Source organism: Corynebacterium sp., from assembly GCF_030532195.1.
In the GTDB taxonomy this organism is placed as follows: Bacteria; Actinomycetota; Actinomycetes; order Mycobacteriales; family Mycobacteriaceae; genus Corynebacterium.
The window spans coordinates 284801-307208 of record NZ_JAUNLP010000001.1 but is presented as its reverse complement, the minus strand read 5'-3'; the positions used below and the strand labels follow the sequence as shown (position 1 = coordinate 307208).

General features: G+C 56.5%; 17 protein-coding genes. 6 read left to right on the top strand and 11 right to left on the bottom strand.

Going from position 1 to position 22408, the window contains the following annotated elements:
- Nucleotides 1-80: 80 nt before the first annotated feature.
- Together Q4E11_RS01340 and nrdR are read left to right on the top strand one after the other, a co-directional pair.
- Nucleotides 81-539 (top strand): hypothetical protein, encoded by a 459-nt coding sequence (locus Q4E11_RS01340; protein ID WP_303162917.1) that lies wholly within the window; start codon nucleotides 81-83, stop codon nucleotides 537-539.
- 74 nt (nucleotides 540-613) lie between these two features.
- The gene (gene nrdR / locus Q4E11_RS01335; RefSeq protein WP_303162915.1) at nucleotides 614-1075 is read left to right on the top strand and encodes a transcriptional regulator NrdR; all 462 of its coding nucleotides are present in this window, start codon (nucleotides 614-616) and stop codon (nucleotides 1073-1075) included.
- A gap of 50 nt (nucleotides 1076-1125) precedes the next feature.
- On the opposite strand, the gene hrpA is transcribed toward nrdR, so the two are convergent.
- From hrpA to Q4E11_RS01320, 3 genes are all read right to left on the bottom strand, one after another.
- Nucleotides 1126-5145 (bottom strand): ATP-dependent RNA helicase HrpA, encoded by a 4020-nt coding sequence (hrpA, locus tag Q4E11_RS01330; RefSeq protein ID WP_303162912.1) that lies wholly within the window; start codon nucleotides 5143-5145, stop codon nucleotides 1126-1128.
- Between the two features lie 124 nt (nucleotides 5146-5269).
- Nucleotides 5270-6202: a rhodanese-related sulfurtransferase gene (locus tag Q4E11_RS01325; protein ID WP_303162910.1), complete on the bottom strand. Its 933-nt coding sequence runs from the start codon at nucleotides 6200-6202 to the stop codon at nucleotides 5270-5272.
- A gap of 81 nt (nucleotides 6203-6283) precedes the next feature.
- On the bottom strand, nucleotides 6284-7786 hold the full coding sequence (locus tag Q4E11_RS01320; RefSeq protein WP_303162908.1) for a DUF1846 domain-containing protein: 1503 nt from the start codon (nucleotides 7784-7786) through the stop codon (nucleotides 6284-6286).
- Between the two features lie 223 nt (nucleotides 7787-8009).
- Between Q4E11_RS01320 and Q4E11_RS01315 the strand changes: the two genes are divergently transcribed.
- Both Q4E11_RS01315 and Q4E11_RS01310 read left to right on the top strand, forming a co-directional pair.
- Entirely contained in the window at nucleotides 8010-10100 is a 2091-nt protein-coding gene (locus Q4E11_RS01315; protein ID WP_303162905.1) for a neutral/alkaline non-lysosomal ceramidase N-terminal domain-containing protein, read from the top strand.
- An 84-nt stretch (nucleotides 10101-10184) separates the two neighbouring features.
- On the top strand, nucleotides 10185-11390 hold the full coding sequence (locus Q4E11_RS01310) for a hypothetical protein (protein WP_303162902.1): 1206 nt from the start codon (nucleotides 10185-10187) through the stop codon (nucleotides 11388-11390).
- A gap of 142 nt (nucleotides 11391-11532) precedes the next feature.
- Here Q4E11_RS01310 and Q4E11_RS01305 read toward each other — a convergent pair whose 3' ends face one another.
- Together Q4E11_RS01305 and Q4E11_RS01300 are read right to left on the bottom strand one after the other, a co-directional pair.
- Nucleotides 11533-12057 carry a carboxymuconolactone decarboxylase family protein gene (locus tag Q4E11_RS01305; protein ID WP_303162899.1) on the bottom strand — a complete coding sequence of 175 codons (525 nt, stop codon included), beginning with the start codon at nucleotides 12055-12057 and terminating at the stop codon, nucleotides 11533-11535.
- Nucleotides 12058-12062: 5 nt separating this feature from the next.
- Nucleotides 12063-12659: a peroxiredoxin gene (locus tag Q4E11_RS01300; RefSeq protein ID WP_303162897.1), complete on the bottom strand. Its 597-nt coding sequence runs from the start codon at nucleotides 12657-12659 to the stop codon at nucleotides 12063-12065.
- 104 nt (nucleotides 12660-12763) lie between these two features.
- Here Q4E11_RS01300 and Q4E11_RS01295 point away from each other — a divergent pair, with 104 nt between their 5' ends.
- Complete coding sequence (locus Q4E11_RS01295; protein WP_303162894.1) at nucleotides 12764-13696, top strand: hydrogen peroxide-inducible genes activator; 933 nt, start codon at nucleotides 12764-12766, stop codon at nucleotides 13694-13696.
- An 83-nt stretch (nucleotides 13697-13779) separates the two neighbouring features.
- Here the strand turns inward: Q4E11_RS01295 and Q4E11_RS01290 are convergent, their stop codons facing one another.
- Nucleotides 13780-16299: an RNA helicase gene (locus Q4E11_RS01290; protein ID WP_303163466.1), complete on the bottom strand. Its 2520-nt coding sequence runs from the start codon at nucleotides 16297-16299 to the stop codon at nucleotides 13780-13782.
- Between the two features lie 43 nt (nucleotides 16300-16342).
- Nucleotides 16343-17539: a PAC2 family protein gene (locus tag Q4E11_RS01285; RefSeq protein WP_303162891.1), complete on the bottom strand. Its 1197-nt coding sequence runs from the start codon at nucleotides 17537-17539 to the stop codon at nucleotides 16343-16345.
- Nucleotides 17540-17776: 237 nt separating this feature from the next.
- On the opposite strand from Q4E11_RS01285, the gene Q4E11_RS01280 reads away from it, so the two are divergent.
- Entirely contained in the window at nucleotides 17777-18889 is a 1113-nt protein-coding gene (locus Q4E11_RS01280; protein ID WP_303162889.1) for a DUF4192 family protein, read from the top strand.
- 64 nt (nucleotides 18890-18953) lie between these two features.
- On the opposite strand, the gene galE is transcribed toward Q4E11_RS01280, so the two are convergent.
- The 4 genes from galE to dtd form a co-directional block, all read right to left on the bottom strand.
- Nucleotides 18954-19937, bottom strand: coding sequence for a UDP-glucose 4-epimerase GalE (galE, locus tag Q4E11_RS01275; RefSeq protein ID WP_303162886.1), 984 nt, complete (start codon nucleotides 19935-19937; stop codon nucleotides 18954-18956).
- On the bottom strand, nucleotides 19934-20614 hold the full coding sequence (locus tag Q4E11_RS01270; protein ID WP_303162884.1) for a metal-dependent transcriptional regulator: 681 nt from the start codon (nucleotides 20612-20614) through the stop codon (nucleotides 19934-19936). Before Q4E11_RS01270 ends, galE begins: the two co-directional genes overlap by 4 nt.
- 230 nt (nucleotides 20615-20844) lie before the next feature.
- Complete coding sequence (locus Q4E11_RS01265; RefSeq protein ID WP_303162883.1) at nucleotides 20845-21834, bottom strand: sigma-70 family RNA polymerase sigma factor; 990 nt, start codon at nucleotides 21832-21834, stop codon at nucleotides 20845-20847.
- Between the two features lie 135 nt (nucleotides 21835-21969).
- Entirely contained in the window at nucleotides 21970-22404 is a 435-nt protein-coding gene (gene dtd, locus Q4E11_RS01260) for a D-aminoacyl-tRNA deacylase (RefSeq protein WP_303162882.1), read from the bottom strand.
- Nucleotides 22405-22408: the final 4 nt, after the last annotated feature.

Sequence of the window (22408 nt, the reverse complement as noted above, 5' to 3'; positions counted from 1 at the left end):
TTGGTTGTGGCTTGCTTGTCGGGTCCGCCCTTGGGCTTAGCCTCCACGGTATCCAGGCACTGAGAAAAGGGAGTAACACAATGTCCACTGCAATTCTCGCATCTGCAACTAACAGCACTACTGATATTGACTTTGCTCAGTCTTCCACGCGTTCGACCAATACTGAGCGGAAGGTTCCGGTTGTATGGGGAGAGCGCAGCGCCTGTCGCACGCAGGATGTCGTCCGTCCAGGGCAGCGAGCGCGAGTGGCTGACCGCCGGTCGGGAGCGGGGGCGTCCGCACGTAACCGTGCAGATGGATCTCGTCCAGGCCGCACTGCAGTCAACTATGGCAGGCCATCGCTATCCATAAGCAGGGCGACAAGGCCGGTTCGTCGAGACGTGTCAGTCGGCACCAATCTCTCACGCATGATGGTTGTGTGGACGTTGGGGCTGGGAACCTTCTTTGGAGTTCTCGGTGGGGTGGTGTCTGAGCAAGGGCAGCAGGACATCGCTGATGCCACGTTCACACCAGCATATGCGTCGTATTCAGCTGAATAACTCTCTGTCGCTATAGAGGCCGATAGTTTCTGCGGCGGCAAGGTCGTGAACGAAGTCGACGTAAACTAGTAAGCGTGCATTGCCAATTTTGTCATCATGATCAGACTCGTGTTTTGGATTCGCGCCTTATAGATAACGGGATGGGCATCCGTCGCCGTAGAGAATGTCTGAACTGTGGAAAGCGGTTTTCCACTATTGAGCGTTCACAACTGATGGTGGTCAAGCGTGATGGTATCCCGGAGGAATTCAACCGTGACAAGGTGATTCAGGGTGTTCGGCGAGCATGCCAGGGACGTGAAGTCTCGGAATCGCAGCTCAAGCAATTGGCGCAGAAAGTAGAGGAGAGTCTCCGTGAAAAGGGCACTCCACGGGTGGACTCAAACGATATCGGTTTGGCAATCCTGGAACCTCTGAAAGAGCTCGATGAGGTGGGCTACCTTCGATTTGCATCAGTGTACAAGTCCTTTTCCTCTGCTGAGGATTTCGCTGAAGAAATCCGCAGCATGCGAGCTGACAAGAAGGAAAAGGACTCGTAGCACGCAAACTTCGTAGGCAGCACACGTCGGTGCCCGGAAAAACACCGAGCTTACCGCAATTTGTCCACTCGTTTTTTCACTCGAGTTAGAGAAACACTTTGTGCCGTCCCCAGACGCTGCGCAAAGAGACTGACCCGAAGTTCCTCAATCAGCCACTGAATATCGCGGACATCAGCAGATTTTGCTCGAGCCTTCGGCAGTTGCTTGAGCTTTGCTTCCAGGTACTCGCGTGCTTCCGCAACTTCATCCTCGCGGTCTGCGTCACGGTCTGGATTAAGATTCATCTCTTCCAGGCGAATTCCCATTGCCTCAAAGTAGCGCGATAAGTGGCGCAAGTGTTGCCAACCGTGCTTGGCAACAGCGCCCTTAGGCAGCATAAAGTCCAACTGTCGGCGCATGTCATCGATGGCATCGCCTTCCCACTTATTCAGCTGGTTCGTCACCGAGACATACCGCGGCATTGACTTCGCAATGCCCACAACGAGCTGGCGCACCTCCGACGCAACTCCAGCGCGCACAGTGGCTAGTAGCTTCGCAAATTCTTCAGGGTCTCGGACGGGGCCGCCGGCGGCCAACATTCGGTCACGAACAACAGCTACTCGGCAATCCTCGACGAGTCCCTCCGCACCGCCATGCGGCCACGCATCGACGCCGACACGCTGCTGCAGTGGCAGTCCCTTCGTCATTTGGGTGACATTAACTGGGCACTGTCGAAGTAGCATGGTCAGATTGGTAGTGGCCAACGTAGTCTCTGCCTGAGCCTTTGTCGGCTTGACCTCAACCGCCACACCATCCTTAGTAGCAACCAGTGTCGGGTACATGGTCACCGATTGACCGTCGACAGTGCTACGCACAGTCTCGGCCACTGTGCCCAAGTTGTCGGCTGTCCAGTCCTTGACTGCCTCGTGGGCTGCGGCTTTTGCTCGCTTGGATACGGCAGTCGATACGGTGGCTGCATGCTTTGCACGCAGTGCGGCAAGGTCGCGGCTTTGATCGACAATCTTGCCGTGACGATCGATGACAGCGTAGTTAAAGCGCAGGTGCTCGGGCAGCCTCGACGAATCAAAGTCAGCACCGTTGATGCCGGATCCTCCGAGACGTCGTAAAGCATCGGCAAATACGTCGACGAAGCGGCCGGAATAGGGAACCATCTGATCCAATGCACGGCGAGCAAAATCCGGGGCGGGGACCACGGACTTACGCAGTGCCTTAGGCAAAGTGCGGATATAGGCCTCGGCCAGTTCGGCACGCAGGCCAGGTACTTGCCAATCGAATCCGTCTTCGCGAAGACCAGCCAGAAGTGGCACAGGAACACGCAGCGTCACGCCATCATCTGGTGCGCCCGGCTCGAATTTGTAGCTGAGCGCGAAGTCAACGGAGCCCTGCTGCCACATTTCCGGAAATGCGTTGTCGTCGATGTCGCCGGCATCGGGGTTGAGCAGCTTATTCGGATCGAAATCGAGCAGATCCGGCTGCTTCTGCTTAGTCTTCTTCCACCAGCGATCGAAGTTGGCCGCGGTGGTAATAGATGCGGGTAGCTTCGAGTCATAGAACGCGTACAGGACGTCATCATCGACGACAATGCCGCGGGAACGCTGCTTTTCCTCGATTTTTGCAGCCTCGGCAAGCTTTTCCTGGTTAGTTCGGAAAAACTCGTGGTGAGTATTCCATTCGCCCTCAACAAGCGCGGAACGAATAAAGATAGACCGCGCGGCATCTGCATCAACGCGGTGGTAGGGAACCAGTCGATCGACCACAACGGGCACACCGTAGAGTGTCGACTTCTGGTACGCCATGGCGGCGCCACGCTTAATGGACCAATGCGGCTCGGAGTACTGATGTTTGAGCAGGTGAGCACCGGCCTTCTCGGCCCACTGCGGCTGAATAGTGCCAACATTGCGGGCAAAGGTGCGGGAAGTTTCCACAATTTCGGCCGCCATCACCCACCGTGGTGGCTTCTTGGCCAGCGCAGACGACGGGTGAATGAGAAATTTCGTACCGCGCGTACCGGTGAATTCCTTACCTTCGCCTTCGCGGGTGCCAATCATGGACAGCAAGCCTGGGAGCAGGGATTTTGCCACTTCATCCGGATTATCCACACCAGCAGTTGAACTGCGGGCAGTGAGGTTCCAACCCAGCTCGGCGGTGGCCTGGTGCAGTTGGCGAACCAAATCCTGCCACTCGCGAACACGTAGGTAATGAAGGTATTCGCGCTTGCACAGCTTGCGGAACTGGTTGCCACTGAGCTCGCGGCGCTTTTCCTCCAAGTACTCCCAGAGCTTTAGCAGGGAATTGAAGTCACTGGTCTTGTCCTTAAACCGAGCATGCAGCTGATCGGCCTGTGCCTGGAATTCCAGCGGACGCTCGCGAACATCCTGAAGCGATAGTGCGGCGACAATGACTGTTACCGCACCGAGCGTGGTGTTCTCGTATCCCTCAACCAGCATGCGGGCAAGTCGTGGGTCGACGGGAATACGCGCAATCTGGCGGCCGATATTCGTCAGCTCCGGAGTGCCTGAGTCGGTGGTAATCGCCTGCAGCTCGGTCAGTAGATTAATGCCATCGCGAATGGCCTTGTGCTCCGGTGGCTGGACAAAGGGGAAGTCCTCAATGGCACCGAGACGCAGTGAAATCATCTGCAGCACGACTGATGCAAGGTTCGTGCGCAAAATCTCCGGGTCCGTAAACTCCGGGCGAGAGAGAAAATCCTCTTCGCTGTAGAGACGGATAGCCACACCATCGGCCACACGACCACAACGGCCAGAACGCTGATTGGCAGACGCTTGGCTGATGTCCTCGACCGGCAAACGCTGAACTTTCGTGCGGGTAGAGTAGCGCGAAATACGGGCGGTACCAGTATCAACGACGTACTCAATGCCCGGTACGGTAAGCGACGTCTCCGCAATGTTGGTGGCCAGCACAATGCGTCGACCGGAGTGCGGAGTAAAAATTCGATGCTGTTCGGCATTGGACAGCCGGCCGAACAGTGGAACAGCTTCGACACCCTTCCAGTGTTTGCCTTCAATGGCTTCGGCCGCTTCGCGAATTTCACGCTCACCAGAGAAAAAGACCAGGATATCGCCGTCGCCGAGCCGCATAAGCTCCTCGCAGGCAGCAATGACACCGTCGAGCTGCTCAATGGCAACTTCCTTTTCCTGCCCGTTTTTCGCAACGACCGTCTGTACCAGCGGGCGATAGCGGATTTCCACCGGGTAGGTGCGTCCTGACACCTCGATGATGGGCGCCGGATGATCGTCGTCAAGCGCGAAATGACGCGCGAAGCTGTCCGGATCGATCGTCGCCGACGTAATAATGACCTTCAAATCCGGGCGTTTCGGCAGAATATGCTTCAGATATCCCAGCAGAAAGTCGATGTTGAGGCTGCGTTCGTGCGCCTCATCGATGATGATTGTGTCGTATTCGCGCAGCAGGCGGTCGCGCCCGATTTCGGCGAGCAGAATACCGTCCGTCATCAGTTTGATGCAGGTGTCTTTGCCCACGCGGTCGTCAAAACGCACGGCATAGCCGACGTGCTGACCAATCTTTTCGCCCAGCTCGTCGGCGATGCGCTCGGCGACAGAGCGCGCAGCAATACGACGAGGCTGCGTGTGGCCAATCTTTCCGCGGATACCGCGGCCTAGCTCCAGACAGATCTTCGGAATCTGCGTGGTCTTACCAGAACCGGTTTCACCAGCGATAATGACGACCTGATTATTCTCAATCGCCTCGGCGATATCGTCGCGGCGCGCAGACACCGGCAACTGCGCGGGATACGAGATTGAAGGGATCGCTTGACGACGCTCTTCCAATCTTTCCAGCGCAAAATCAAGATCTGCGGAGATTGCAGACAGCGCCTTTGGCGCGGATGCTCGCTTCAACCGACGTCGAAACGACTGTGCCTCCCGGATGGGAAGCTGATCAATGCGCTCATAGAGTTCCTGCTTGCGCGAGTTCTTGCCCGATCGATGGTGCTTCGGACGGTCGCCTCCGGGCTGAGAGCCATGTGCGGAGCCCCCAGCGGAGCTATTAGAGCGACGAGCTGGTGTATCAGTGCGGCCTTGAGTAGTCATGGTTGCCTACTAGATTAGCCGGGACTGCTAAGCCAGCCCACATGTACCCAATACCCAACTTGGTGTGAGGGGCTCTGCAGCTTTCTATTTCAGTTGGGGCGCAGCGGCCCCTTAGAGCCAGGTTTTAGCGAGCAGCTGCGAGTTTTTCTGCGACTTCCTTGCAGTCTTCGCGGCCGCAGTGTTGAGTCTCAGTGTGCTGCCAGCAGTCATCACAAATGAGCACCTGACGGCGGCAGGTGTCCTCATTGATGCAGTTCTGGAAGGTATTGGTGGGCTTGCCACAGTGCACGCAGTGACCGAGCTGCACGTAGTCTTCATCATCGACGCCGTCGCCGAACTCCATGTGCATACGCTTGTCAAAGACATAGAGGGAGCCTTCCCACAGTCCCTTGTTGCCGAACTTTTCGCCGTAGCGGACAATGCCGCCGTCGATTTGATAGACCTCTTCGAAGCCGCGGTTCTTCATCAGCGCGGAGAGAATCTCGCAGCGAATACCGCCGGTGCAGTAGGAGATTACTGGCTTGTCCTTCATCCAGTCGTACTTGCCGGACTCCAGCTCATCAATGAAGTCGTGCGTGGTTTTGACATCCGGGACGACGGCGTTTTTGAATTTGCCAATTTCCGCTTCCATGGCATTTCGTCCGTCGAAGAAGACAACCTCATCACCGCGTTCTTCAACCAGCTTGTTGACTTCTTCCGGCTTGAGGTGGACGCCGCCACCGATGACGCCGTCGGCATCGACCTTGAGTTCACCCGGAGCGCCGAAGGCCACAATTTCGTCGCGGACCTTCACCGAGAGCTTCGGGAAGTCCTCAGCGCCGCCCTCACTCCACTTGAACTGCATGGAGTGGAACGCGGGATACTGCTTCGTCTTCTTGATGTACTTCTTGCACGCATCCAAGTCACCGCCGACGGTGCCGTTGATGCCGTGTTCGGAGACCAGGATTCGGCCCTTGAGTCCTAGCGATTCGCAGAGATCGCGCTGCCACAGCATGATGGCGCGCGGATCTGACAGTGGGGCGAACTGGTAGTACAGAAGAATCTTGCTGATGCTCACGCGGTCTATTCTAGTCAGCTGACGCAGTTATCCTATTTTCAGCGTGGGCACCCCTTTGACCAGCAAGTTCGAAGTGAACCGCTAGTGCTTCTGGTAGAGCCCCTTCTTCTGGAACTTCGGCTCTGAGGTAACGAGCACACCAAGATTGCGGAAGATTGATTCATCGACACTGCCCAGGATGGTGGTGGTGTGAACATCGCAATTGCGGAGGTTCTTCAGCTGAGCAAGTGCAGCTCTGGCATCATCGCTGGTTGCCGCAGACACTGATAGGGCAATCAACACTTCGTCGGTATGCAGGCGCGGATTGCGGCTTCCCAAGTGGACAGTCTTGAGCGTCTGGATCGGCTCAATAGCTGCAGGGGAGAGCAAGTGCAGATCTGGGTCGATGCCCGCGAGCTGCTTGAGCGCATTAAGCAGCATCGCAGCCGAGCATCCGAGCAGTGCAGAGGTCTTACCGGTGATAATCGTGCCGTCGTGCAGCTCAATGGCACTGCCCGGCGCGCCGGTGGCCTTTTCAATCTCCAGGGCTGGTGCCACGACACGTCGATTAGCGGTGGACACGCCAGCCTTGCTCATAATCATGGCGATGCGCTGCGAGACTTCGTCATCGCTAGCGGTCTTGCGCTCGTCGACAAGCGCCTTGTAGTAGCGGCGGATGATTTCCTGGTTCGAGGCTTCGCGGCAGACCTCATCATCTTCGATGCAGTAGCCGGCCATGTTGACGCCCATGTCGGTCGGGGACTTGTAGGGCGACTCGCCCGCGAGCTTTTCCAGTAGCGTGCGCAGCAGCGGGAAGACTTCAACGTCACGGTTGTAGCTGGTGACCTTCGTGTCGTAAGCCGCCAAGTGGAAGGGGTCGATGAGGTTAATGTCATCGAGGTCGGCCGTGGCTGCTTCATAGGCCAGGTTGACTGGATGCTCAAGCTCTAAGTTCCAAATGGGGAATGTCTCAAACTTGGCGTATCCGGAACGGATGCCACGCTTGTGGTCGTGGTAAATCTGCGACAGGCAGGTGGCGAGTTTTCCAGAGCCCGGGCCCGGAGCAGTCACGACGACCAAATCGCGTGTTGTCTCAGCCCACTCGTTGATGCCAAAGCCCTCTTCGCTGACGACCTTTTCCGTATTTGCCGGGTAGCCGTCGATGAAACTGTGGCGGATGACGTTTAATCCAAGTCGTTCCAAGCGCGCAATAAAGTTGTTCGCCATGGTGTTGTCGTCGGCAAGCTGCGTGACGACGACGCTGCCGACCAGAAAACCACGTTCGCGAAAGACATCGATGAGGCGGAGAACGTCGTCTTCGTACGTGATGTCGAGGTCGGCGCGTACCTTGTGGCGTTCCAGATCCTTGGCATTGATGCAGACCATGATTTCCAGATCGTCCTTCAGGCGATCGAGCATGGCGATTTTATTGTCCGGAGTAAAGCCCGGCAGGACGCGGGAGGCATGCATGTCATCAAAGAGCTTGCCGCCCATTTCGAGATAGAGTTTGCCGTCTTCACCTGCGATTTGTTCACGACGCTGCTTGATGTGTGCGGATTGCATATCGATGTATTTCTCGCGGTCAAAACCGACAGCCTGAGCCATGTTGCCCTTTCTCGAGTGAGGTGGTCCGAGGAGGTTTCCGATAAACGCCGGAATTCTTCGGTGTCTATCGTAGTCGACTCCGCACAGCAGAACTGCAGCGGAAGAGCTGGGGTACGTGAGCAGAAATTGTTTTACAACTTAAATGAAAAGTGACCACGCAGAAAGTCCTGACCTATTAGAGTTTGGAATGTTGTTATCCCAAATGAAACATCAAGGATGTGACATGCATCAGACCCGAGTATCTGCGTCATTGAATGGCCAAGAGCGAGCCACCAACGCTCAATTCCAGGTTGGGAGGCGAGGTTTCCTCGTTGGCGCCTCCGCGGTTTCCGCCGCGGCAGTGCTGCCAACAGTGGCTCATATGCCTGCTGCGAGCGCGACTCCTACGGCGGGCGGCGGACAGTCATCGGTAAACCTCAATGTCGGCAGGGGAATGGCCGATATGACAGGTGAACCATTCGGCGCTGGTATGAACGGCTACGCCGTCATGGATCAGACCTCCTCAGGTCTGCGGTTGCGCCAAATGGCTAGAGCGTTCATCTTCGGCGATGAAGCAGGTAACCGCGTCGTTCACGTCACAGCAGACATGGGACTGATGTTTCAATCCATTCAAATGGAGGTGCTGCGTCGCCTGCGTGCCATCTTCGGTGACCTCTACCACGAGGGCAACGTATTAATCGGCGCATCTCATACTCATGTCGCGCCGGGCGGCACCTCAGGACACCTCATGGTGGATTTAACAACGTTGGGTTTCCGACCGGTCACTTTTGAGGCAGTCGTCGTTGGTGTGGTCAAGGCAATCGAGCGCGCGCACGCTGACTTTCAGCCGGCAAACGTTCACCTGACCAAGGGTATTGCTCATGACGCAGGCGTTAACCGCTCCCTCCAAGCTTTCCGCCGAAACCCGGATGAGGAGCAGCAGCGCTTTCCCAATGGGGTGAATCCGGAGAGCCACACTCTGCACATCAGCCGCGGCGGCAAGGAAGTCGGCTTTATTAATTGGTACGGCATTCATCCGACCACCTTCGGGCCTGAGCACACAATTATTGAAGGCGACAATAAGGGCTACGCCGCGTGGAAAGTGGAAACTGACCACGGTGTTGTCCACCGAGAGCCGGAGAACGCCCCGTTTGTCGCAGCATTCGCCATGTCATGTCCAGGTGATATCAGTCCCAACATGGGATTAGTCCCCAACTCCGGTCCAGGAAATGGCAACGAGGAAGAGTCTGCCCGCATCCTCGGGCAAAGGCAGATTGATGCCACAACCGGTGAGACCATTCCGCTGCCAGGCGGCGGTATCGACATCGTGCACAAGTGGGTAAATCTTGCCGATGTTTCCATCAATCCTGAGTTCACCCCGGACGGCAAGCCACATCGCACCGGCCCCGCCATCCTCGGCGCAGCGTTTGCCGCAAGTAGTCAGGAAGATGGTGGCGGTGAGCCACTTCTGGGCTTCAACGAAGGCGAGCGCGGCGGCACACCGTGGGTGCGCCAGCTTAACAACGTCGTCCTGCCAGCCAATATCCGAGAAATCCAGGGGGAGAAGGAAAACTTGCTTCCGGTTGGCTACATCGATGGTCTGCTTCAGCAAACGCACATGTTCGCCATCACCCGCATCGCAGGCTTTACCCTCATCACCAATGGCCTCGAGCCGACCACAATGTCTGGCTACCGCATGCGCCAGCACGTCGCGAAAGTCCTCGGCGTACCAATCGATACCGTTATCTGCCAGGGTTACACCAACAGCTATGGGCACTACGTCGCGACGCCCGAGGAATACTCGCAACAGGATTACGAGGGCGGCGCCACCGCCTTCGGAAAGTACACGCTGTGCGCGATTGTTTCGACGTACGATGATCTCGCTCACGCGCTTAACGACGGTCTTGCGCTCAATCCCGGCCGTGCCGCTGGCGACCTGACAGGAATGATTCCGCCATCACCGTCGGGAGGAAAGATTATTGATTCACCACCACTTGGTAAGAAGTTTGGCGATGTGTTGGAATCCACTGCGACCGTGAAGGTCGGTGACAATGCAGTAGCTAGCTTCGTCGCGGCGAATCCGAACAATGACCTACGCCTGGAAGACGGATACTTGCTTATTAAGAATGCTCGCGGAGAAATCGTCTCCGACGACTGGGATCAGGCGTCAATTATTGAGTTTGTCAAGGACGGCATCTACACCACAGCAAAGGTCACCTGGGAAACCGCTGGGGTCGCGCCGGGCAAGTACGACATCATTGTGCGCGGCAGTGCACTGGGAGTTGGCGACTCGCTGAAAGAGTTCGAGGGTGTGGCCTCTGTGCAGCTGACTTAGGCGATGCCAGGCGTACCTAACGTATAGTCCGTAGTGCGTTTTGGAAAAGTAATTTTTCGTCAATGTGGCAGGAGCTTATGCTCGATGAGTAATCCGAACGATCCATATAATTCCAACAACCCTAACGAATCCCGCGAATCTAACGGATCGCACAACCCGTATGATCCGTATTCCGGTGGAGCTCACGGTGACGGAAACTCGGCCTACAATCCTTTCGGCTCGGATTCCGGTTCGAACGATGTCCCGCGTGGCCCAGAGGACTCTCCTCAGTGGGGTCAGCAGTGGAATCAGGGCGGTAATCAGCAGCCTTTCGGTAGCCAACCGTACGGAGGTCAGCCATACGGTCAGCAGTCTTACGGCTACGGAGGATGGCAGCAAGACGCCGCCGGTGCTGATACCTTGGCTCCCGGGGTCCGGATGCCCGGTGGGGAACAGCCACCGGTGAACCCGGTGGCACAGGGGCCGACGAAGGTCAGTATCTCTGACGCGTTTTCGACGGCTTTCCGCTACTTAAACAGCTCACTGGGAACCTGGCTTGGCGGCATGGTGCTCTTCGGCGGTGTCATTCTTGCTATCAGCATCATTGCTGTCGGCTTTATGACCGCACAGATGGGTTTTGACCCGAACTTCGACCCCGAAAATCCGCCCATCCCTACGGATGAGCAGTTCCAGACGATGATGACTGGCATGATTGTCATGATCTTGGTCATGGCAGTCTTTATGTTCCTCATGCAGCTGTTCTTGTTGCGAGGCGCATTTGAGATCATGGATGGTCGGCCGTCGACGTTTGGTGCATTTTTCAAAATTGGGCGCTGGGGCTCGATGCTCGGTGTCTACATTGTCATGTTCTTGGTGCAGCTACTGTGCGCTTTGCCGGGCATCTTGCTCTTCATTGGCGGTGGAGTGCTGACTGGCTCCACCGGTAGTGGCGGCGGCGCCGTATTGATGGTCATTGGCTATGCACTAATGATCGGCCTTGCAGTATTTATCATGCCTGTCGCCTCGACAATGCCGATGCTGGTGATGGATGGTCAGTGCAGCGCTCTGGAAGCCCCTGTTGTGGCATGGCGTGTAGTCAAACCTCAGTACTGGACCATGCTGGGTGCCTTCATTTTGGTTTCGCTGGTATCTGCTGCAGGTACGCTGCTGTTCTATATCGGTGTTCTTTACACCATGCCGTTGGCAATCATCGTCCAGGTCCATGTCTACCGTCAGCTTGTTGGTGGCCGTCGCGTGATGCCTAACAATCCGCAGGCGCAGGGGTACTACCCGCCACAGCAGGGATACTAAGTAGTTGCGGCTATTGCCTGCACAATCGAGGGAAGGCAGTAGAAGCTAAAACTGAATAAAAAATCGCCCGTGGTGCCAGATGAAATCTAGCGCCGCGGGCGATTCGTCATCAGCGGTCGGACGACCGTTTTAGGCGTGAGCCTTAGCGAGTAGCCTCAGCGAACACAGCCTGTGCGATACCGGAAACAGTGCCGGCAATCTTTACAGCCTCCCAGACCTGCTCCTTGGTCAGACCAGCGTCACGGACGACCTTTGCGTGAGAGGTAACGCAGGCTTCACAGCCGTTGATCGCAGAAACAGCCAGCGACCACAGCTCGAAGTCTTCCTTCTCAACGCCAGGGTTGGAGATGATGTTCATGCGCAGGCCGAACTTAACCTGTGCGTAGTCATCGCCGAGCACGTGACGCGTGCGGTATGCAACGTTGTTCATGCCCATGACGGTGGCAGCGCCCAGTGCAGCCTCGAAAGCCTCGTCAGACAGGTGCTCCTTGGCTTCCTCAGCAATCTCGGAGAAAACGGTCTCGTTGTGAGTAGCTGCAGCGGAAGCAACCAGGGTGCCCCACAGTTGCTGCTCAGACAGCTCCGTCGAACGGGTGAGAGTGCCAAGGTTCAGCTTCATGTCCTTGGCGTACTCCGGCAGACCGGAACGAAGGTTGTCAATGCTCATATGAGTTACTTCAGCTCCTGCTTCAGAACGTCCATCTTGTCGATGTTCTTGGTCGGGTCATTCTTCTGCCAGTTACATGCGCAGACCTCTTCAGACTGAAGAGCGTCGAGAACACGCAGAACCTCGTCGACGTTACGGCCAACAGCGTCCGGGGTAACGGAAACGAACTGAATGATTCCGTCCGGGTCAATGATGAAGGTTGCACGGTCTGCAACACCCTCAGCGTTTTCGACGCCGAGTGCGCGCATCAGGTCGTGGCGGATATCAGAGAACATCGGGAACGGAATGTCCAGCAGGTCCTCGTGGGTTGCACGCCAGTTGAAGTGGGAGAACTCGTTGTCGCCGGAGCCACCCAGAATAACGGTGTCGCGGTCCTCGAACTCTTCGTTCAGCTTGCCGAATGCAGCAATCTCAGTCGGGCAGACGAAGGTGAAGTCCTTCGGGTAGAAGAAGACGACCTTCCACTTGCCCTCGTAGGACTCGTTGGTCACCTGCTCGAAGTAGTCATCCGGAGAAGCGGCATTTGCATCACGCAGGTTGCCACCCTTCAGTGCGGTCAAAGAAAACTCGGGGAACTTGTCGCCAACAGTCAAAATTGCCATGGAATCCTCCTGAATGTATTCCTTCTGGGGTCGGTTCCATTATGCCTATGTATTTTCAGACCGTCAAGAGGAAAATGTTAATAAGCTCGTGTAGGCTTATAGGTATGCGTAATAGAGATTATCGGCCGACGTTGCCTCAGTTACGTGCTTTTGTCGCGATTGCCGATACCGGTCACTTCGGCCAAGCTGCAGCTCGGCTGGGCATTTCGCAGCCCAGCCTGTCCCAGGCGCTGTCCACTCTAGAGCAGGGACTTGGTGTCCAGCTCGTGGAACGCTCTACCCGTCGGGTTTTGGTGACACCGCTTGGTCGAGGTCTGATTCCGTACGCACGCCAGGCGGCTGAAATTGTCGACGAAATTGTCGCACGTGCCGCTGGCCGTACTGATGATCTTTCCGGTCCGCTATCCATCGGCGTTATCCCGACGGTGGCACCTTATGTTCTCCCGACATTCCTGCGCCTCGTGCGCGAGGAGCTTCCCAACTTGAAGCCACGCATCGTGGAGGAGCCCACCGAGCGTCTGATCGAATCGCTCCGCTCCGGCACCATCGATGCCGCCATCATGGCTCTGCCTTCGGAAGTCCCGTCCTTCGATGAAATCTTCCTCTATGACGAAGAGTTCTACATCGTCGTCCCTGAGGATCATCCATTGGCAGGAAGGGAAGACGTAGAGCTGGAAGCTCTGCGTGATCTGGATTTGCTCCTGCTTGACGACGGTCATTGCTTGCGCGACCAGATTCTGGATATCTGTCGCAAGGTCGATGCCATGCATGGGGAGTCTTCCAGCCTGGAAACCCGCGCGGCCTCGCTGTCGACGGTCGTGCAGTGTGTTGCAGGTGGCCTTGGTCAGTCGCTAGTTCCGGAATCGGCGGTGAAGGTCGAGGCAAAGCGCCCTGGCCTTGCTATCGCACGCTTCCAGGGCCCAACACGTCCGGGCCGTACCATTGGCCTGGTACACCGAGCATCGTCGGTACGCGGTGGTGAATTCAACCGCATTGCCGAACTTGTGCGGCAGGCATACAAGGAAGCCGTGGAGTAATTTTTAGGCTCCAGTAGGAAAAGGGCCAGGCCAGAAGTGGCCTGGCCCTTTTTGGCCGTATTTGTAGCTAGCTCCAGATAGGACTAGCCCTGAATAATGCGCAGCGATGCCAACCTGACCTCGCCGTACTCATCCGAGGCGGTGAGGTCGACTTCTGCCTCGAAGCGCCAACCGTGGTCACCCTGTGGGTCATCAATAATCTGCACCACGCGCCAACGGCCCTCACCCGCATTGCGGTCGATGGAAATCATGTCACCACCACGAGCATTCGCATCAATGCCGATGTCGTCATACTCGTCGAAGTAATCATCCATCGCGGCAGGCCAATCCGGCGCATCCTCAAGATAATTGTCCAGATCCGCGAGCTCTTCTTCCTTCTCGAAGGCAAACAGCTGGACATGTCGGAACATGAGGTTTCGCACCATGCGAGTAAATGCACGCTCATTGCCAGTCAGCGGTCGAGATTCATCGCTACCAAAGGCCGCTTCCTTCAGAGTCTCCTCATCCAGCGGCTTATCCGGATCGGCCATCTGCGCCCACTCATCAACCAGCGAATTATCCACCTGCGCGACCAACTCACCGAGCCACTCAATAATGTCGCGGAGCTCATCATTGGCCGCCTCCGGCGGCAGAGTGTGGCGAAGTGTGCGCCAGGCATCGGTGAGGTAGCGCAGGAAAATACCCTCGGAGCGGGCAATTCCGTATTCGGAGACAACATCCGAGAACGTCATGGCCTTTTCCACCATCTCGCGGACTACCGACTTCGGTGACAGCGAGAACTCCCGCACCCATGGGTGACCTTGAGCATATGTGTCGAACGCACCCTCCAGCTCGTCGGCAAGCGGCATTGGCCAGGTGATGTCTTCGACGATATTCATGCGTTCGGTGTAATCGACGCCCTCGGCCTTCAGCGCCGCGATTTCCTCGCCGCGTGCCTTCTTCTGCTGTGCGACAAGTAGCGGGCGCGGATCTTCCAGAATCGACTCGAAGACGCTGATGACATCGAGCGCGTAGTTGGGGCTCTCCGGATCGAGAAGCTCCAGCGCTGCCAGCGCGAATGGCGACAATGGCTGGTTGAGCGCGAAGTCACGCTGCAACTCCATGGTCAACTCGGGGCGACAGTTATCGCCTTCGCCACGCGTGACGACGATGCCAGCGTTAACCAAACCGCGATAGAGCTCGATGGCGGTCAAAATCGACTCGTTTTGCTGGTGGCGAGTGTCGTGGTTGGTGCGCAGCAGGTGCCGCATGTGCTCATAGGTATCGCCACCGCGGGCGATGACGTTGAGCAACATGCCATTTGTCACGGCAAAGCGGCTGGTCAACGGCTCCGGTGGCTGGGAGACAATCTTGTCAAAGGTCTTTTCCGACCATGTCACCTCGCCCTTGGGCACAGACTTCAGGCGCAACTTCTTCAGTTTGGCCTCGTCCTGACCGGCACGACGACGCAATTTTGCGTTTTCGATTTCGTGCTCGGGAGCTTCAACAACAACGGTGCCCTCCGTGTCGTAGCCAGCACGACCTGCACGGCCGGCAATCTGGTGGAACTCGCGCGACTTCAAAATGCGGCTGCGACGGCCATCGAATTTGGCCAGGCCGGTGATGAGCACTGTGCGAATTGGCACATTAATGCCGACACCGAGCGTGTCTGTGCCACAGATGACCTTCAGCAAACCGGTCTGTGAGAGCCGCTCGACCAAGCGGCGATACTTGGGCAGCATGCCCGCGTGGTGGACGCCAATTCCCTGACGAACCAGCTTTGAGAGCACCCTGCCGAATGCGGTGGTGAAACGGAAATCGCCAATCTCTTGGCGGATACGCTCCTTTTCCTCCTTGGTCAGCAGCTTCAGGCCGGTTAGCGCCTGCGCCTGTTCAGCAGTCTGACGCTGGGAGAAAAAGACGATGTAAATTGGGGCTTTGCCTGACTTCAGCAATTCAGCCAGCGTGTCATGGACTGGTGTGTAGACATAGTGGAAGTCCAACGGCACCGGGCGAGTCGTGCCGGTCACCAGATTGACGTCACGGCCCGTGCGCTCCTTCAAATCCTTTTCAAACTTGCTGGTATCACCGAGCGTTGCGGACATGAGAAGGAATTGGCACTTCGGCAGCTCGAGCAGCGGCACTTGCCAAGCCCAACCGCGATCTGGATCGGCATAGAAGTGGAACTCATCCATCACCACTTGGTCGATGTCGGCATCAGCGCCGTCACGAAGGGCGATGTTGGCAACAATCTCGGCGGTTGCACAGATAATCGGTGCACCGCCATTGACAGTTGCATCGCCGGTCATCATACCGACGTTTTCCGCACCAAAAACCTCACACAGGGAGAAGAACTTCTCGCTCACCAATGCCTTAATCGGGGCGGTGTAAAAGCTGCGCTGCCCTCGAGCCAGCGCGCAAAAATGGGCCGCGATGGCCACCATGGACTTTCCCGAGCCAGTCGGCGTGGCGAGAATGACATGGTCACCCCCGGCCAGGCCAATAGACGCCTCTTCCTGGGCAGGGTAGAGCGTAATGCCCTGATTCCTGGTCCAGGCAGTAAACGAATCCAAAATCGCGTCTTCGAACAGCGATTCAGGAACCTCAGCTAGGTCGGGAAGCATTTCAGATAAAGACACGCTTCCCACCCTAGCGGCACCGAGCGAATTAGAAGCGGAACCAGGGCTTCCAGCCACGTCGGCGTGGCTTCTTCTGCTCTGGCTCGTTATCCGACTTCGCGTCGCTTTCCGAGGCTTCCTGCTTATCCGCAGCGTCCTCCGAAACGTCCGGCTGTTCCAGTTCGGCTTCGGAGTTATCCTCTGCTGCAGTCCCACTTTCCGCAGTAGCTTCGGCGTCGGAGGCTACCTCAGGTTCAGCATCGGTTGCGACCCCAGCTTCGTCGTCAAGCGAGGAAGACTCCTGCTTGGCTGGACGAAGCGGCTGCGAGGCGAGGAATTTCTCAAACTCCGCGCCCAGCTCATCGCCCGACGGCATCTCGCCGTCAGGTCCGAGCAGAGGAGACGACTCCAGTGCTTGACGACGGCGAACCTCCTGGTCATACTGCTCCTCGAGCAAATTGACCAGCTGGGAGACCTCCCCGGACTCATTCGTTTGAGCGTTGAGGATTTCTGCAACCCGTGCGGACTCCCGCTCGAGAGCCTCCAGCGGCAAATCCAGCCCAGCAATCTTCGCTACCTCCTGTAACAGCCGCAGAGAAGCCAGCGGATATTCAGAGGCTGCGACATAGTGCGGAACCTGCGCGGTAAAACCGAATGCGTCGCGGCCGCGACGGGTCAACTCGTACTCAATGTTCAAGCTGGCAGCACCAGGAACAGTGACGCGGTTGCCCCACTTGTGCAGGTCCTTGAGCTTTCGCTGGTCACTGCCGTGGGCAATGATGCCAAGTGGGCGAGTGTGTGGAACCGTCATCGGGGCGGAATACAGCGACACTGTGCGGCCGACATTGTAGCGTTCCGCAAGATCGGCCACTGCAGCCGAGAAAGCTTCCCAGCGCATGTCCGGCTCAGGGCCAGATAGCAGCAGGAATGGCTTGCCCGAGTTGTCGCGTACGACATCGAGGGAAAGGTTCAAATCGGCGACATCCACAATCTCATCATGATTCATGGTCACCGCAGGACGGCGCGAGCGGTAATCAACCAGTTCATCGATGGAGAAGTTCACCAATGGGCGATGCTCCAGCGCATCCAACAGAAAGCGTGCCGACTCTGTGATTGCATGACCGGCATCCGCATAGCCATTAAGAGCAATGACCAGCGTTAGATGTTCTTCGCCTCCCGTTACGTCCGGTACCGGGAAAACAACCTCATACATATTGTCCTGAGGCTTGTCGGTCGGATTATTCACGTGCGACTACCTCCTGTGTAATTCCTTATTTGCCTTTTGAAGTAAGCAACCAGGATACCGCACGAATTATTCCAGTTATCCACAACTGAAAAGTAGTCCACAGCTTCGCCCAGTTTGCGGCCTTCCGCTCCGCACGAAGGCGCGGCTTTCGATAACAATAAGGGCCACACCGAAACGGCGGCTAAACCGAGGTTGCCGCCAAGAGATTTTCCACGGGGGAAAAGGGGTAGGGAACTAATGGCTATTACAGAAGACTTTGACGCACATCGAGTGCCAGAGATTGAACCAAGCGTGTTCTTGACTAATTTGCCGGGAATCGTGGGGTTCTATCCACGCGGCCAGGTTGTTATCGCGGCACTATACCGTCGTCAAGCCGAGCAGATTGGTCGGGGTGAGATTGAGATGGATCCGTCGTCGCACGCAGGTCCCATGCTGATTAAGGATGTCGCGACGATGGAAAGCGATCCCGAGCTGGTACGCGCGGCGGCGGACTTCTTGCTTGATGAGGGATGCACGCACGCGGATGTCTTCATCATTGAAGAGTCGTGGGGGATTGAGAAAGACTCCACGCCGATTGTCGGATGGCTTCGGGAAGGCGGCCTGCATGAAGTACGGCTGGCGGGTGTCGCGAGCATTGCGGCGGGGGAAGTTGTCACTGACGAGCGGGGAGAGATTATTGGCATTGTCGGCGATAGTTTGATGACCACCAATGCGGATTTGCTGTCGCGACATGGGGAAAAGATATTCAGCTCGTACCAGGAGTACCGCGACTATTTCCGCGGTGGCCAATTTGAAGACGGCGTAGACCGCGGGGTCATTGAAAGCCTGCGGGAGCGGGCACTGATGATTGATAAGCCTCGGACGTTGAAAATTGGCTCCGACAATGCAGCGCTAGTTGAGCATTTTGACGTGCTGACGTCGACCGTGGAAAGTGTTGCCGCCGGAATCACCGATGCGCATGACGCAGTGCGCGATGACACAAGTGGTTTTGCCATTGCCGCGGCGTTGAGCAATGTCACCTTGCGTGACATGTCGCTGATTTTTATTACGTCACCATTTGCACAGGCGATTGGCCAAATCTGGCATGAAGCGGCCATTGTGCATAGGGGGAAGCTGCGCGCCAATGCTCTGGCATGTTTTGCGATTGCCAAATTTGCTGAAGGCTTGGAGAACTTCGCGCAGACCGCACTTGATGAGGCGGCGCGCGAGCAGCCCAATCATTCGCTTACGCAGCTGTTGGAAATTGCCTCAGCCAACCAGATTGTGCCGCGATGTGTCGGAACAATCTTAAGCGCTGCCCAGGAGGTTCTGCGTAGGGTCTACAAGGTGAAATTACCTCGTATTGACTAGCAGTCTAGGCAGCGCTGTAGTAAACGGACACTGTTTTTTCGTCCGGGTTGCCTAAGCGGCGGGACTAACGATGTGCGGAGTGTGCACGTTCACCAAGACCCTTGGTGAACTCCCACGCATCAGCCACGATTGTCTCCAACTCCGTGTGGCTTGGCTTCCAGCCCAATTCATCCATCGCACGCTGAGAGGAAGCAATCAGGGTTGCCGGGTCGCCAGCACGGCGCGGGGCATCTTCCGCAGGAATTGGATGGCCAGTGACCTTGCGGCAGGTATCAATCACCTGGCGGACAGAGAAGCCGTCGCCCGAGCCCAAGTTAAAGATGCGGTGCACACCTGGCTTGTTTGATTCAAGAGCCAGGACGTGTGCATCAGCGAGGTCCTTGATGTGGATGTAATCGCGGACTGCAGTTCCGTCCGGAGTTGGCCAGTCATCGCCGAAGATGAAGATCTTGTCACGGTGCCCTAGAGCAACCTGGAGAACAAGTGGGATGAGGTGGGTTTCAATTTCGCGGTTTTCACCGAAGCCGCCCCACGCCCCGGCCACGTTGAAGTAGCGCAGGCTCGTTGCAGCCAAGTTGTAGGCCTTGGCGTACGAGGAGATGGCGTAGTCCACCGCCAACTTGGTTGCGCCATATGGGTTCGTCGGCGCTGTCGGAAGGTCTTCAGTAATCGGCACCTGCTCTGGCTCGCCATAGGTGGCGGCGGTAGAGGAGAAGACCAGATTGTTCGTACCGGTGTCCCGCATGGCGTCAAGCAGCTTGAGAGTCTGGCCCACGTTGTTGTGCCAGTAGTCGGCCGGGGACTCAACCGATTCGCCGACGAGGGACTTAGCGGCGAAGTGTACGACGCCATCGTAGGAATCCGCAGAGAGGACCTCGAAGGCCTTGTCGCCAACGTTTCCCTCAATAAGCGTTGCCGCCTCCGGCACCGCATCGCGGTTACCGGTGGAGAAGTTGTCCAGAATTGTGACCTCGTGGCCGAGTGAGAGCAGTACTGCTGAGCAAACGCTACCGACGTAGCCGGCGCCACCTGTGACTAGGAGTTTCATTTAACTACCACCATGATTGCGTGCGAAAGAGTATCCGGGATATCGAGCGAATGATCACCGCGGGCAAGGGTTACGCGACCAGTTGCAACCTCAGCAATAGCATCCGCGCCGGGCATGATACCCGCCTTGTGCAGACGCTTCATGTAGCTCTGCTCAACCTGCAGAATCTCGTTGATCTGCACGACAGTAATGGTGTACTCGCCAGCGCTGAGGTCCGACAGGCGCTGCACATTGTCCATCGGTTCTGGTTCCTCGGTGCCACCGATTTCTGCAAGCCCCGGAATCGGGTTGCCGAACGGAGAGCACGAGTAGGAATCGAGGACGCCCAGGAGCTTTGCTTCGACCTCGTCGCTCATAACGTGTTCCCAGCGGCAAGCCTCGTCATGGACCTTGTCCCACTCGAGTCCGATGACATCAGTAAGCAGAAGCTCTGCCAGGCGATGCTTGCGCATCACGGCAGTGGCCAGCTTGCGGCCTTCATCGGAAAGCTGAAGGCTGCGGTCGGGGGCGACAACGAGAAGTCCGTCGCGCTCCATGCGAGCTACGGTCTGACTAACGGTCGGCCCGGACTGCTCGAGGCGCTCGGCGATGCGAGCGCGCAAAGGAATAATTCCCTCTTCTTCAAGCTCGAAAATGGTACGTAAGTACATTTCCGTGGTGTCGACCAAATCCCTCACGATGTCCTCCGATAACACAGTCTTAGATTAATTCGCTCAACTATTAGGATAGCCACACTTGCGCCCGAACAGGTTAAGGCTCGCAATATCGATATCTTGATGCGACAGAAGTAAAAACCCATAGCGTGACGCCAGAAAAGCAAAAACCGACCGCAGCGGGGAGGCTTTTTTCCCCACCGATACGGTCGGTGGAAATAATCAGCGCCTTCTACAGTGCCGGTAGAGGTGTTTTACTGTGCGTATTCGCGCAGCTTGTCAGCGCGGTCACCCTCGCGGAGCTTAGCCATAACCTCACGCTCAATCTGGCGGACGCGCTCACGGGAAAGGCCAAAGTGGCGGCCAATCTGATCAAGAGTGCGTGGCAGGCCATCATCCAGACCGTAGCGCAGCTTAATAACTTCTTGCTCACGAATCTCAAGCGTGGACAATACCTTGCGCACGTCGTGGTGGCGCAGGGAAGCGACTACAGCCTCTTCTGCGTCGGTGGCCTCAGAGTCCTCAATAAAGTCACCCAATGGTGCCTCTTCATCAGTGCCCACCGGCATATCCAAGCTCACCGGATCGCGGGACTGGCGAAGCAGCATTTCAATCTTGGCCTCCGGAATACCGGATTCTTCCGCCAGCTCCTCATTCGTGGCCTCACGGCCGAGCTGCTGATACAGCTCACGCTTAATGCGAGAAATCTTATTGACCTGCTCAACCAGGTGGACTGGAAGACGAATTGTGCGGGACTGATCTGCCATGCCACGAGTGATTGCCTGGCGAATCCACCAGGTTGCGTACGTGGAAAACTTGAAGCCCTTGGTGTAGTCGAACTTTTCCATCGCACGAATCAGCCCCAGGTTGCCCTCTTGGATTAGATCCAGCAGTGGCATGCCACGGTTGGTGTAGCGCTTAGCCAGCGAAACCACCAGGCGAAGGTTTGCTTCCAGTAGGTGGGCGCGGGCTGCCTTGCCCTCCTTTGCCAGGATTTTTACGTCACGCTTCTTTGCGCGAGTCATCTTCGCGCCGGATTGCAGCAGGTGTTCTGCATATACGCCAGCTTCAATACGCTTGGAGAGTTCAACCTCTTCCTCCGCGCTGAGAAGTGCAGTCTTGCCGATGCCATTCAAATAAACACGAACCAAATCGGCAGAAGGATTGGCGTTATTTCCGCTACGGCGCCGCTTGTCCTGTGTCTTGCCTTCCAGTTCGTTATTTTGAATTTCGGCACTCTTCATGAATCTGCCTCCTGGATTTTAGTCGGACTCACTTAGTGCAACGCACGAAGTATTAAAAATGTTCCCGTGAATAAAAACGAAAGTCAATAGGTAAGTTTTGAGATAAAAAGATAATTCCGTGTGAAATTGCGCTATCTAGCATTCTACGAGAACTGTAAAGGGTCCATCATTGACGGATGCTACCTCCATCATTGCTCCAAATTGGCCAGTCTCAACATGAAGCCCCCGATTTCGCAGATTTTCCACAATCTTTTCAATAATCGGCTCGGCCTGTTGGCTCGGTGCCGCATCAACCCACGACGGCCTGCGCCCCTTCTTCGTCGCACCCATCAACGTAAATTGGCTTACGACGAGCACCTCGGCACCGGCATCCACTGCACTGAGTTCACCATCGAGAATTCTCAGCTCGGCAATCTTGCGTGCCATGGTTTCCCACGCATCCGGGGCATCGTCACGTCCGACACCAACAAGCGCCAGAATTGCGCCGGTATCGCCGCCATCAACGTGGCCAACAATGTCGCCGTTAACCGTGACAGAAGCGGATTTAACGCGAGTGAGAACTGCCTTCATGTAA